The organism is Pseudomonas sp. P4_C3 (genome assembly GCF_056402075.1).
This window is the reverse complement of the sequence record NZ_JBFUIC010000037.1, coordinates 1-12866: the sequence shown is the minus strand read 5'-3', so window position 1 is coordinate 12866 and position 12866 is coordinate 1. Positions and strand designations below refer to the sequence as shown.

Below are 12866 nucleotides of genomic sequence, written 5' to 3'. Positions count from 1 at the left end.
GCTCAGGCTTTCCCGGACGGTTTCAACAGGGCGTTCACTTCGCCATAGGTCAACGCCTTCAGGTCGTGGCTATCGAACCGGCCGGTTTGCAGAAAACTTTTGGCGATGCCGGCCATGGCGCCGTAGAGGAACTCGGCGATGCCCGAACCTGCGGTCAGGCGGCGTACGCCCAGTGCCTCGAGCACTTCGGGGGACGGCAGGCCCGGGAACCCCAGCACATTCAGCGGCAGCGAGGTACCCTGGCACAGTGCCTTGATCTCGTACTCCGCAGTAACGCCGGCGGCAAACAGGCCATTGGCCCCGGCCGCCTGATACAGCGCGGCGCGCCTGAGGGTTTCGGCGACGCGATCTTCGGCAGGCACCAGACCCCGCAGGTAGACATCGGTGCGCGCATTGATAAACAGGTTCACATTGCGTCGGTCGGCCACCTGGCGCGCGATCTCAATCTTGCGTACCAGCAACTCCGGCGGTGAGGAACCGTCTTCGATATTGATCCCGACAGCGCCGGCGGCGATCACGGCGTCAACCACCTGCGCCACCCGTTCCAGGTCATCGGAATAACCGGCTTCGATGTCCACAGTCAGTGGCACCGAAATGACCCGGGCAATCGATTCGACCGTCGAGACCAGGCGCTCAAGGGGCAGGGTGTTGCCGTCCGGATAGCCATGCACCCAGGCCACCGCCGCGCTGCTGGTAGCCACGGCCTTGTTGCCCAGTTGCTCCACCAGCCGCGCCCCGGCGGCATCGGCGACGTTGGTGAGGATCAGCAAATCCTCGTGATGCAGTTGGTGCAGTTGATTGTCGAGCCTGTCCATCGAGCTTCCTTCCTTTTGAAAAAGACGTGGGGGATCAGAACGTCAGCTGCTCCGTGAGCTGCACCGCCGCGTTCTCCAGCCTGAGCAAAAACGCCTTGCGCGGCTGGCCTCCAGCGTAGCCGGTCAACGAGCCGTCGGCGCCGATCACGCGGTGGCACGGCACGACAATCGATAAGCGGTTATGCCCGTTGGCCAGGCCCACCGCCCGGCTGGCACCGGGTTTGCCCAGCCTCGCTGCAATGGCGCCGTAGGTGGTGGTCCGGCCGTAAGGGATGTTCGCCAGTTCGGCCCAGACCCGGCGGGAGAACTCACTACCGGGCATGTGCAGGGCAACGCTGAACTCAGTGAGTGTGCCGGCGAAATACGCGGACAATTGCGCTTCGATCTGCTGCAAATGCGCGTTGTGCCCCGGCGCCACGGCATAACCAAAACGGTTTTGCAGCGCTTCGACCGCCGGGTTCAGCGATGCCTGATCGAGAAACTCCAGCAGCACCAGCCCACGCCGTTCGGCCATGGCGATCATCGGCCCCAGCGGCGTGGTCAGGCGCGTGAACAGCAGCGGTTCGCTGTTGGCCGCGCGGCCCGGGGTGATGTGAAACGATTTCTGGAAGGCATCGCGAAAACCGCTCAGGGACTCGTAGCCGGAATCGAAGGCGACGTCATCGATGGAGTCGCCCTGTTTGATCCCGCCCAATGCCATGCCCAAGCGCCGGGCGCGCAGCCACGCGTGGAAGGTCATGCCGAAGTGCTGCTTGAACCAGCGGCGCAGTTTCAGCGGTTCGATGCCTGCGGCCAGTAGCTGGGCGTCGGTCCAGCGCTGCTCAGGGTCGGCGTCTACCGATTTGAACAGTGTCTGCACCCAGTCCGGCGCGCTGGCGGCGGTGTCCATCGGCTTGCAGCGCAGGCAGGCGCGGTAGCCCGCCGCCAGGCACTGTTCGGCGCTGGCAAAGAACTCGACGTTCGCAGGTTTCGGGCTGCGGGCGGTGCAACCGGGGCGGCAGAAAATCCCTGTGGTCTTGACCGCCGTGAAGAACACCCCCTCGTAGGAGGTGTCTCGTTCGAGCATGGCGCGAAGCATTTCGGCCCGGGGCGGAAGCAGCGTTTTTTGTAGGTTCATGGGCGCAGCATAGATCGCGTCACGGGTGGCCTCCACCGGAAAATCGACAGCGAATTTCGGACCGGAAAGTAATCGACCACAAAAACAACAAATCCCTCAGCCACGACGAGCCATCAGCAGCACCGAAGCCGCTGCAGCACAGGAACAGGTCGCGCTATGGGATTGATGGTCTACACTCCTGTCGCTTGATAACTCAAGCTCCTTACTTTCATACCCGCCTTGTGCGGGTTTTTTTTTTGGAAAAATTCCATGATCCCCAGGTTTCGCATTGTCGCCAATGGCGCCGACATCACGGCCCCTCAAGAACCTCGATTTTGGTTGACTGACTTCCTCAGGGCGTGAAGCTGCCGGTCATTTGTGTTGATAAAATCAGGTAGTGATTCACTTTTCCCCTGGGTCAAAGCCAATACAGGATAGCAATGGACCACAACCAGCCGATGCTGAGAGTGATAGTAAGGTAGATCACCACAAGCATCAGAGGCTGATTCCACATGACACACCTCCCATAACCGCTGTTTTTACATGGATGCCTGGTAAATTGGGAGCTCGTATGAACAATAAGGCAATAATCAGGCCATTTGAGTGAAAGACGGCTTGGCCGCAAGCCTTGGGCCTTTAGCGCTGCGTTCCAGGCTACTTCCTCCAGACGAAAGCCGACCCTAAATCTCCCCCCAAAAAATGGGCTTCCCCACGTGTGGGGGAGCATCCGTCCCGATGCCACAGCATCCGCGCTGCTCCTGGACCGGTGGGCACTTCATCGAGTCAAACGAGCAGCACACACAGCAGTCACCGGGATTTGGGCGTAGCAGAGTCCTGCAATTGCCACATTCATGGAAAAACTGACAGGCATCTGTGGGCATGGCTTCGCGCTTGGCGAAACTGCAATGCGGGCAGGTCAACACGATCACGGTTCAGCGGCGGTCAGACCCGTACAGCCATGGGCGTAAACCACCGTACACCGGGCTATCTGGCGAACTTTTTTGCCCCGGCGACGCAGAGGATCACGGCGACGGTGACACCCAGCATGCCGAGGCTGACCTGTTCATGCAGCAGGGTGGCGGCCAGGGAAAGCCCGAAAAACGGCTGAAGCAGCTGCAATTGCCCAACGGCGGCGATGCCCCCTTGGGCCAGGCCGCGGTACCAGAACACGAAACCGAYCAGCATGCTGAACAGCGAGACGTAAGCCAGGCTGAACCAGGCCGGCGTGCTGATGCCGGTGAACGAAGCCGGCATGCGCATCCAGCTGAGCGCCGCCACGACCGGCAGCGACAGCACCAGCGCCCAGCAAATCACCTGCCAGCCTCCCAGCGTGCGCGACAGTTTCGCGCCTTCGGCATAACCCAGGCCGCAGGCGAGGATGGCCAGCAGCATCAGAATGTCGCCTTGCGGGGAGGCGGTCAGCCCTTGGGACAGGGCAAACCCGACCACCAGCAAACTGCCCAGCACCGAGAAAATCCAGAACGCCGCCCGTGGCCGCTCGCCGCCGCGCAGGACGCCGAACACCGCCGTCGCCAGGGGCAGCAGGCCGACGAAGACGATGGAGTGCGCGGACGTCACGTATTGCAGTGCCAGCGCTGTCAGCAGTGGGAAACCGATGACCACGCCCATGGCAACGATGAGCAGCGGTATCAGTTGCTGGCGCGCCGGACGTTTTTCCTTGAATAACCCCAGCAGGCACAGCGCCAGGATCGCCGCGATGGTCGCGCGCGCGACCGTCAGGAACAGCGGATCAAACTCCAGCACCGCCACCCGTGTCGCCGGCAGCGAGCCGCTGAAAATCACCACGCCGATCAGGCCGTTGATCCAGCCGCCGGTGCTGTTTTCCAGCGTCTGGTGTTGCAGGTTCGAGGTCCGTTCCATTTGGCTCACGCTCATTGTCTGATTGCACGAAACTCATCGTATGAGCGACTATCGATACAATCAAAAAATTGTCATGGATACATCTCGACATGCCTCGATCCCGCTACAAAACCCTGGTGGATGCCTTTGCCGCCGACATCCGTTCCGGGCATTTGCCGCCCGGCACGCGCCTGCCGACTCACCGGCAACTGGCCACCGAGCACGGTTTGGCACTGGTCACCGCCAGCCGGGTGTATGCCGAGCTGGAAGGCATGGGGCTGGTCAGCGGCGAAACCGGTCGCGGGACCTTTGTCAGGGAAACCTCGCTGCCGCCGGGGCAGGGCATCTCGCAGCACGTGGTGGCTGCAGGGATGATCGACCTGAATTTCAATTATCCGTCATTGCCCGGTCAGGCCGACCTGCTGCGCACTGCCTTGCGTCAACTGGCGTTGTCCGGTGACCTGGAATCCCTCCTGCGCTATCAGCCTCACGCGGGGCGCCTGCATGAGCGGGCTTCGGTCGCGCGTCATCTGCTTGAACGCGGGCTGAGCGTGCCGGCCGGGCAGGTGTTGATCGTCAGCGGCGCCCAGCATGGCCTGGCGGTAGCGATGATGACGCTGCTCAAGCCCGGCGATGTGATCGCCGCCGATGCGCTGACCTATCCCGGTTTCAAGACGCTGGCCGAAACCCTGCATCTGGAAGTCTTGCCCATTCCGCTCACGGATACCGGGCCTGATCTGTCCGCCCTGGAAAAACTCTGCCGCAGCCGATCGGTGCGAGCCGTGTACTCGATGCCGACCTTGCACAACCCCTTGGGCTGGGTGATGGACACCGTTCAGCGCGAGCAACTGGTAGCGATCGCGCGTCGGCATGACTTAACGATCATCGAGGATGCGGCCTACGCATTCCTGGCCGAAAACGTACCGCCACCGCTGGCCGAGATGGCGCCTGAGCGGACGGTGTACGTGTCCGGCCTGTCGAAGAATGTCRCCACCGGGCTGCGTGTTGGCTTCATCGCCGCACCCGCGCATTGGGTCGCCGCCTTCGAGCGCACCATCATGGCGACCACCTGGAATACCCCCGGCGTGATGACTGCCATCGTCACGGCCTGGCTCGACGACGGCACTGTGCGCCAACTGGAATCACAAAAACGCGCGGACGCCCAGGCCAGGCAAGCCCTGGCCCGCGAGGTGTTGGCGGGACTCAGAACCATCGGTCACCCGAATTCCTACTTCATCTGGCTGCCGTTGGCGGATGACGCCCGGGCCGACCAGATCGCGATGGCGCTGATGCGCGAGCAGGTGTCGGTGTCGCCGGCCGAGCCCTTTGCGATTTCGGCCCATGTGCCGCACGCGATACGCCTGGCGTTGGGCTCCGTGGACATGGACTCGCTGCGCGTTGCCTTGGGCAAGGTTAAAAACGTCGTTGGCTATTACTCATAGCGCTGCAGGGCAGTTTTCTTCAATACGCGAGCCGCTCGGCTCTTTACCTTGAGGGCCTTGTTCAACTCGATGGAAGAAGGTGTGCAATGAGTCTGATGATGTCCATGGCGGCGTTTGCGCTGGTCGCCTCGATCACGCCGGGGCCGGTCAACATTGTGGCGCTGAGCTCCGGGGCGCGGTTTGGCTTCAGGGCCAGCCAGCGCCACGTGGCCGGGGCCACGCTGGGGTTTGTCTTGCTGCTGGTGCTGATGGGGTTGGGCCTGCATGAGTTGTTGCAACGTTGGCCGGCGCTGACCCAGGGGGTGCAATGGGCGGGCGTGGCGTTTCTGTTGTACATGGCCTTCAAGCTGGCGGCTGACAATGGGCACGTGCAAGCCAGGGAAGCGGCGCAGGCCCCGTCGATGCTGTATGGCGCCATCATGCAATGGCTCAACCCGAAGGCCTGGCTGGCCTGTGTCGCCGGCATGGGCGCGTTTGTCGCTGATGGCGAGGCGCGCCTAGTCTGGCAGTTCGCCGCGATTTATCTGGTGATCTGCTATGTGTCGGTCGGTTGCTGGGCTTATGCCGGGACGTTTTTGCGCGGTTTTCTGAATAACCCGGCCGGCATGCGCCTGTTCAATCGGGCGATGGCGTTGTTGCTGGTGGCGAGTGCGGTGTATCTGTTGTTGCCGTAACGGCATTCACTACAGATTCTGTGGCGAGGGAGCATTTTGTGGTGAGGGGGCTTGCCCTAATGCCAGTCAGTTAAGCGTTTGAACACCGCAAACCTTGTGGGAGCGAGCTTGCTCGCGATGACGGTTAGACAGTCACACAAGGGGTGCCTGACGGTCCGCTATCGCGAGCAAGCTCGCTCCCACAATGTCCGGGGTTTAACTGACAGGCATTAGGGCTTGCCCCCGTTGGGCTGCGAAGTGGCCCCCACCGTTTCTTCAAACATATGCTGCATGCAGGTTTTGCGACGGCTTCGCCGCCGAACGGGGTGGTGCGGCATTCCGACAAGCCCCCTCGCCACAGTTTCAGTCAGGCCACAGATACTGCCTCAGGCTCACCCCCGATACTGCCCCGGCGTCGCCGCCAGATGCTGTTTAAACGCCCGTTGAAAATGCGCCTGATCGGCGAACCCCGCTTCCAGTGCCACGTCTGCAATCAGCTTGCCGCTGCGCAATTGGTCCTGGGCGAACTGGATGCGCCGGTTCACCAGGAACGCGTGGGGCGTCATGCCGTAATGCTGTTTGAAGGCGCGGATCAGGTAGGACGGTGACAGTTGCGCCGCCTCGCAGATGTCTTCGAGCTTGAGGGTTTGCGTGCAGTGGTCGCGGATGTAATCGGCAGCACGCTCCAGCTTGAAATTGGGTTCACGCAGCGGTGGGTCGATCGGGTTCAATCGCTGCTGCACATCAGTGAAAAACTCCACGGCCGCGCTGTGCTTGCACAGGACATCCTGCCGCGGATCGACCAACACTTGATACAAGCTCGCGAGGCCGGTAAACAGGCTGGCGTCCCGCGTATGGGTCACCGAGAAACGGCGAAACACCGCGTCATCGCTGAACCCGAGCTGATGCTGCAAATCGGTCAGCCATGGCGTATCGACGTACAGCATCAGGTACGACCAGGGTTGGTCTTCGATCGGGTTGCAGGCGTGGACGTCGCCGGGGTTCATCAGCACCACCGTGCCCACGCTGACCTCGAACGCCGACTGCTCATGGAGATAGTTGCTGCGCCCGGCGGTGATCGCCCCGATGGAAAAGTGCTCATGGGCGTGCCGGGTGTAGCAGACTTCGCGCCCGTCGGCGATGGAGCGGGCTTCGATGAAGGGCAGGGCATCATCGCGCCAGAAGCGCGGGGCCTTGTCGGCGTTCTTGGCAACGGCGTGCTTCATGCTCACTCCTCGGCAGGTCAGCGCCCGAGTGTATTAGCTCTCGCCGTCAAAGGCGCGCTGCAACGTCGCAATATCGAGTTTTTTCATCTGCATCATCGCCTGCATGGCCCGTTGGGATTTTTTCGTGTCGGGGTCTTTGATCATCTCCATCATCGCCACGGGGACGATCTGCCACGACAGCCCGAACTTGTCCTTGAGCCAGCCGCATTGCTGGGCCTCGGGCACGCCACCGGCCGACAGGTTGCCCCAGTAATGGTCGACTTCTTCCTGGGTCAGGCAATTGACCTGAAACGACACCGCCTCACTGAACTTGAATAACGGCCCGCCGTTGAGACCGGTGAAACTCTGCCCGTCGAGTTCGAAGCTGACGGTCATGACCGAACCTTCCGGCCGGCCGTGGAACTCGAAACCGGCGTGGCCGTAATGGGTGATGGCCGTGATTTTCGAATGGTCGAAGATCGAACAATAGAATTTCGCTGCCTCTTCGGCCTGATCGTCGAACCACAGGCAGGGCGTGAGTTTTTGTACGCGTTGCATGGTGCCAACTCCTCTGCAGGTTGCGCATGTCCTGGACTTTCAGCGTAGTCAGCCTCTGGTCGTTCGGCCGTACCGTAGATCGAGAAAATTGCCGCGGGGTTGCGAAGATATAGTCGAAATGACTTGTATGGAGTCAAACAGACTATTTATGTATCGAGTCTTTATGACTTGTATGAGCGCAAGTGCCTGGATCTGAAGGGGTAAAGAGCTGGCACGGAACTTGTACAGATAAACGTACAACTGAACGCCTTCAGGAGTACGCAAAATGTTCAACTTCTTCAGCAACCCTCAGAACGTTCTTCATCTGTCGAGCGAAGTCCCGGCCCTGGTGGTGGCTTGATGCGCCGGCTTGCCGTTGCACCGGCTTTCAGTCTGGGCTTTCGACCGTTCTTTCTGGTCGGGGCCGGTTTCGCCGCCATCGCCGTGGCGATCTGGGCCTTGTGGTTGTACGGCCGCTTGCCCGGTGCGCAACCGCTGGGCGGCATGCTCGCCTGGCATCGACATGAAATGCCTTTCGGATTTGCCTCGGCCATCATTGCCGGGTTCCTCCTGACCGCGGTGCCCAACTGGACCGGCCGGCCAGGGCTCAAGGGCTGGCCGCTGATCGGCCTGGTGCTGGTGTGGCTGCTGGCGCGGCTGGCCTGGTGGTTGCCGATGCCGGCGCCCTTGCTGCTGGCCTTGCAAGTTCCGTTTCTGCCGCTGTTGGTGTGGGTGTTGGGGCGCGATCTGCTGGCCGCGGGCAAGCGCGAGAATTATCCGATTCTGTTGATGGTGTCGTTGCTGGCCGGATGTCAGGCGTTGACGTTGTTGGGGGTCGCCGTTGATGACGCCAATCTGCAACGCCATGGCGTGCTGGCTGCCTTGTGGCTGGTGGGCGCGCTGATGAGCGTGATCGGCGGGCGGGTGATTCCCTTCTTTGTCCAGCGCGGCCTGAACCGGCCCGCAACGCCTGCGGCCCATCCGTTGCCGGGCAAGGTGTTGCTGATCAGCGTCATGTTGGCGGCGGTGTCCTTTGCCGCCGGATTGAATGACGTCCCGCGCGTGTGGCTGGCGCTGTTGTTTGCGTTGATCAGTGGTTTGCATCTGCTGCGATTGTGGCGCTGGCATGACCGCGACCTGTGGCGCGTGCCGTTGCTGTGGTCGCTGTACCTGGCTTACGCCTGGCTCGCGGTAGCGACGCTGGCCATGGCGCTGTGGCACCTGGGCTGGATGCCGCAGCAAAGCCTGGCCACCCATTCGCTGGCCGTCGGCGGTATCGGCGGGTTGATTCTGGCGATGATTGCACGGGTCAGCCTGGGGCATACCGGGCGAATGTTACAGCCGTCCAGGGCGATCGTTGCGGGGTTTGTCCTGTTGTTGCTGGCGGGGGCGTGTCGGGTGTGGCTGGTGCCTTTTTCCGGTTACGGGTTGGCGTTGTCGGCGCTGCTGTGGTGTAGCGCTTTTGCGGTTTTTGTCTGGCGCTACACCGGCATTTTAATAGGGCCAAGGCTCTAGCGAACGGTTCCATGGCCGCCCATCGAGGCGGCCTTTTCATGACCGGTGGTCGATGCACAACGGTCTGCCGGCAAATCTGCGCTTAGCTGAAGGGAGAACCCGAGGCGCGCGCAGGCTGTACAAGGCCGCGGCGACGCCCCTTCAGATCACCGTGAGTCTGAGGAAATGCGCCATGCTGACCCTGAACATCAATGGCCAGGATCAGGAGCTGGATGTCCCCGCTGACATGCCGCTGCTCTGGGTCTTGCGCGATGTCGCCCACCTCACCGGCACCAAATTCGGCTGTGGCATAGCCCAATGCGGGGCCTGCACCGTTCACGTCGACGGCGCGCCGCTACGCGCCTGCATCACACCGGCCACCGCGGTGGCTGATGGGCAAAAGATTCTCACCATCGAAGGCCTGTCCGCGGACGGTTCGCACCCGGTGCAACAGGCCTGGGCGGAACTTGACGTGGTCCAGTGTGGTTACTGCCAGTCCGGGCAGATCATGTCGGCGGCGGCGTTGCTGGCGAAAATTCCGCAACCGACCGACAGCGACATCGATCAGGCGCTGTCCGGCAACATCTGCCGCTGCGGCACTTACCCGCGGATTCGCGCGGCGGTCAAGCGCGCCGCCGAGCTGGGATGAGGTGGCCATGAACAGCATCAACGCGTTATCGCGCCGTGGTTTTCTCAAGGGCAGTGCGTTGCTGGGTAGTGGACTGGTAGTCGCCTTTGTCATTCCTGGCGCTCACCGGTTCGCCATGGGCGCAGAGAATCAGGGCAATGTGTTTGCGCCCAACGCCTTCCTGCGCATTGGCAATGACAACAGCGTCACCGTGTTACTCGGCCATTCGGAAATGGGCCAGGGCATCTGGACCGGCCTGACCATGCTGATCGCCGAAGAACTCGACGCCGACTGGTCGAAAATCCGCGTCAAGCATTCCCCGGCATCGGCCGCCGATTACGGCATGCCCGGCTTTGGCGGGATGCAGATCACCGGTGGTTCGACCTCGACCTGGATGGAATTCGACCGCTATCGTCAGGCCGGCGCAGCGGCGCGTTTGATGCTGATCGACGCGGCCGCCAAGCGCTTCAACGTCGCTCCATCCGAGATTCATACCGACTCGGGCGTAGTCATTGCCGGTGAGCATCGTGCAACTTATGGCGAGTTGGCCGATGACGCCGGGCAATTGCCACGGCCGGACCCGGCCTCGATCAAGCTCAAGGACGCCCAAGACTGGCGGCTGATCGGCAAACCCACCAAGCGTCTGGACACGCCGGAGAAAATCACTGGCCGGGCAAAATTCGGCATGGACGTGCAGTTTGACGGGCTGATGACCGCGATGGTCGCCCGTTCACCCACCTTCGGCGGCAGCGTCAAATCCTTTGAAGGCGCCGAGGCGCTGGCGATTCCGGGCGTGCACAAAGTGGTGCAAGTACCGACGGGCATCGCGGTGATCGCCGATCATTTCTGGGCGGCGAAGCTGGGGCGCGATGCGCTGAAAATCGAGTGGAATCCGGGGCCGAACGCCGGGCTCAATAGCCGGGCGTTGCTGGAAAACTTCCGTAAACTCGCCACCACCCCCGGCCTGAACGCCGGTCAGGCCGGTGATGCCCAGGCAGCGCTGGCGAAAGCGACCAAGACCATCGATGCTGAATACAGCGTACCTTATCTGGCCCATGCGCCGATGGAACCGCTGAACTGCACGGTGAGCATCACCAAGGACAAATGCGAAATCTGGACCGGTACCCAGTTCCAGACCCTGGACCAGATGGTTGCCGGGGAAATCACCGGGCTCAAACCCGAACAGGTCGAGATCCATACCGAGTTTCTCGGCGGTGGCTTTGGGCGCCGGGCCAATCCGACCTCGGACTTCGTCAGCGAAGCGGTGTATGTCGCCAAGGCCGCCGGTGCACCGGTAAAAACCGTGTGGACGCGCGAGGATGACATCCGCGGTGGCTACTACCGCTCGGCGTTCCTGCACCATGCGCGCATCGGGCTGGGGGCCGACGGCCTGCCGTTGGCGTGGAAACATGTGATGGTCGGGCAGTCGATCATGGCCGGGACTTCCCTTGAAGCGAGCATGGTCAAGGACGGGATCGACAAGACCTCCGTCGAAGGCGTGGCCGACAGCCCCTACATCGAAGGACTGGCCAATCACCAGATCGAACTGCACTCACCGAAAACCGGGATCAGCGTCTTGTGGTTGCGTTCGGTGGGGCACACCCACACTGCGTTTGTCATGGAATCGCTGATCGATGAACTGGCCACGGCGACCGGCAAGGATCCGGTGGAATATCGACGCACCTTGCTCAAGGACCATCCCCGTCACCTCGGTGTACTGAACCTCGCGGTGGAGAAGGCCAACTGGAAGGCACCGCTGCCGGACGGCCATGCACTGGGCGTGGCGGTGCATGAATCGTTCGGCAGTTACGTGGCCCAGGTGGCCGAGGTGTCCCAGGACAACCTCGCCATCCGTGTGCACCGGGTGGTGTGTGCGGTGGACTGCGGCATTGCGGTCAACCCACAGAGCATCGCCGCGCAGATGGAGTCGTGCATCACCTTTGGTCTCAGCTTCGCCTTGCACAGCAAGCTGACGCTCAAGGACGGGCAGGTGGTGCAGTCCAACTATCACGACTATCAGGTGCTGCGGCTCAATGAAATGCCGGTGGTCGAAGTGCATATCGTGCCCAGCAGCGACAAACCCGGCGGTATCGGCGAAGCCGGTGTGCCACCCACGGCGCCGGCGGTGGCCAACGCGGTGTTTGCCCTGACCGGGCAGCGCCTGCGGGAGCTGCCGTTGCAGCTGTCGGGGGTGTGAGATGAAACGACATCATTGGTTGCTTGGGACGGTGATCCTGATCTGTCTCATCGCCTACGCATCGCACGTGTTCGCCGAAGACCGCGAGGCCTTGCAGGCATTCGACACCGTGCAGAAAGTCTTCCAGAGCCCGCGTTGCCAGAACTGCCACATTCCCGGTGATTCGCCGCTGCAATTCGATGCCGGGGTGCCCCACGCGATGAATGTCGTGCGCGGCATCGACGGCAAGGGCTCGGCCGGGTTGCCCTGTGCAACGTGCCATGCGCAAGGCAATCCGCCGGCCAGTTATGGTCCGCACGCGCCGCCCGGAGCGCCACACTGGAGCCTGCCGCCAGCAGCGCAGCGGATGGCCTGGATCGGCCTGCCGGCCGACCGGTTGTGCGCGATGATCAAGGATCGCTCCAGCAATGGCGACCGGGATTTCGCCGCACTGATCAAACACGTCAGCGAGGACAAGCTGGTGCTGTGGGGCTGGAATCCGGGCGGCAATCGCGCGCCGGTGTCGGTACCGCACGATATCTTCGTCACCCGGTTCAAGCGCTGGGCCGATGCAGGAGGGCCGTGCCCGCTGGCGGGTAGCTGACCAGCGGCACGCTAATAGGGAGTCAATACGGGTATGGGCGACTCTAACGTGCATACCTGCCAAGGGAGTGAATGATGTTGATCTCAGGCAAAACAGGCAAATCGGGTCGATCCGCAAACCCGTTGCTCACGCCACAGCAAGAACGTGAACGGCTGCGGGATCTGGCGCGCCAGGCCGAACAAGAGTTGGCGGGCGTGCAAATGGCGAGCATGGACGAGCTGACGCTGCTCTCCAATCGCCATGGCTTCAGCGAACTGGCCCGGCTCGGGCTGAACGCCTGTCGGGAGCTGGGGACGCCGGCGACGCTGCTGTACTTCACCCTCGATGAATTCAAGCGCATGAGCTATCTGTATGGC

General features: G+C 62.0%; 13 protein-coding genes. 7 read left to right on the top strand and 6 right to left on the bottom strand.

Going from position 1 to position 12866, the window contains the following annotated elements:
• Window positions 1-2: 2 nt before the first annotated feature.
• From AC1DVH_RS09625 to AC1DVH_RS09610, 4 genes are all read right to left on the bottom strand, one after another.
• Window positions 3-815 (bottom strand): isocitrate lyase/PEP mutase family protein, encoded by an 813-nt coding sequence (locus AC1DVH_RS09625; RefSeq protein WP_477753595.1) that lies wholly within the window; start codon window positions 813-815, stop codon window positions 3-5.
• A gap of 34 nt (window positions 816-849) precedes the next feature.
• Window positions 850-1932: a bifunctional transcriptional activator/DNA repair enzyme AdaA gene (locus AC1DVH_RS09620; RefSeq protein ID WP_477753594.1), complete on the bottom strand. Its 1083-nt coding sequence runs from the start codon at window positions 1930-1932 to the stop codon at window positions 850-852.
• Between the two features lie 659 nt (window positions 1933-2591).
• Window positions 2592-2834 carry a GDCCVxC domain-containing (seleno)protein gene (locus AC1DVH_RS09615; protein WP_477753611.1) on the bottom strand — a complete coding sequence of 81 codons (243 nt, stop codon included), beginning with the start codon at window positions 2832-2834 and terminating at the stop codon, window positions 2592-2594.
• A gap of 61 nt (window positions 2835-2895) precedes the next feature.
• Complete coding sequence (locus AC1DVH_RS09610; RefSeq protein WP_477753593.1) at window positions 2896-3792, bottom strand: DMT family transporter; 897 nt, start codon at window positions 3790-3792, stop codon at window positions 2896-2898.
• A gap of 89 nt (window positions 3793-3881) precedes the next feature.
• Between AC1DVH_RS09610 and AC1DVH_RS09605 the strand changes: the two genes are divergently transcribed.
• Both AC1DVH_RS09605 and AC1DVH_RS09600 read left to right on the top strand, forming a co-directional pair.
• Entirely contained in the window at window positions 3882-5213 is a 1332-nt protein-coding gene (locus AC1DVH_RS09605) for an aminotransferase-like domain-containing protein (protein WP_477753592.1), read from the top strand.
• Window positions 5214-5299: 86 nt separating this feature from the next.
• Window positions 5300-5887, top strand: a complete 588-nt coding sequence (locus AC1DVH_RS09600) for a LysE family translocator (protein ID WP_477753591.1) — start codon at window positions 5300-5302, stop codon at window positions 5885-5887.
• Between the two features lie 371 nt (window positions 5888-6258).
• Here AC1DVH_RS09600 and AC1DVH_RS09595 read toward each other — a convergent pair whose 3' ends face one another.
• Window positions 6259-7092 (bottom strand): AraC family ligand binding domain-containing protein, encoded by an 834-nt coding sequence (locus AC1DVH_RS09595; protein WP_477753590.1) that lies wholly within the window; start codon window positions 7090-7092, stop codon window positions 6259-6261.
• 33 nt (window positions 7093-7125) lie between these two features.
• A complete protein-coding gene (locus AC1DVH_RS09590) occupies window positions 7126-7629 on the bottom strand; it encodes a VOC family protein (RefSeq protein WP_477753589.1) in 504 nt (167 codons plus the stop codon).
• Window positions 7630-7968: 339 nt separating this feature from the next.
• Between AC1DVH_RS09590 and AC1DVH_RS09585 the strand changes: the two genes are divergently transcribed.
• The 5 genes from AC1DVH_RS09585 to AC1DVH_RS09565 form a co-directional block, all read left to right on the top strand.
• Complete coding sequence (locus tag AC1DVH_RS09585) at window positions 7969-9123, top strand: NnrS family protein (protein WP_477753588.1); 1155 nt, start codon at window positions 7969-7971, stop codon at window positions 9121-9123.
• 172 nt (window positions 9124-9295) lie between these two features.
• On the top strand, window positions 9296-9751 hold the full coding sequence (locus tag AC1DVH_RS09580) for a (2Fe-2S)-binding protein (protein ID WP_477753587.1): 456 nt from the start codon (window positions 9296-9298) through the stop codon (window positions 9749-9751).
• Window positions 9752-9758: 7 nt separating this feature from the next.
• Window positions 9759-11927, top strand: a complete 2169-nt coding sequence (locus AC1DVH_RS09575; RefSeq protein WP_477753586.1) for a xanthine dehydrogenase family protein molybdopterin-binding subunit — start codon at window positions 9759-9761, stop codon at window positions 11925-11927.
• Between the two features lies 1 nt (window position 11928).
• On the top strand, window positions 11929-12510 hold the full coding sequence (locus tag AC1DVH_RS09570) for a hypothetical protein (protein ID WP_477753585.1): 582 nt from the start codon (window positions 11929-11931) through the stop codon (window positions 12508-12510).
• 74 nt (window positions 12511-12584) lie between these two features.
• The coding region (locus AC1DVH_RS09565; RefSeq protein ID WP_477753584.1) for a diguanylate cyclase domain-containing protein at window positions 12585-12866 on the top strand (282 nt) is incomplete at its 3' end.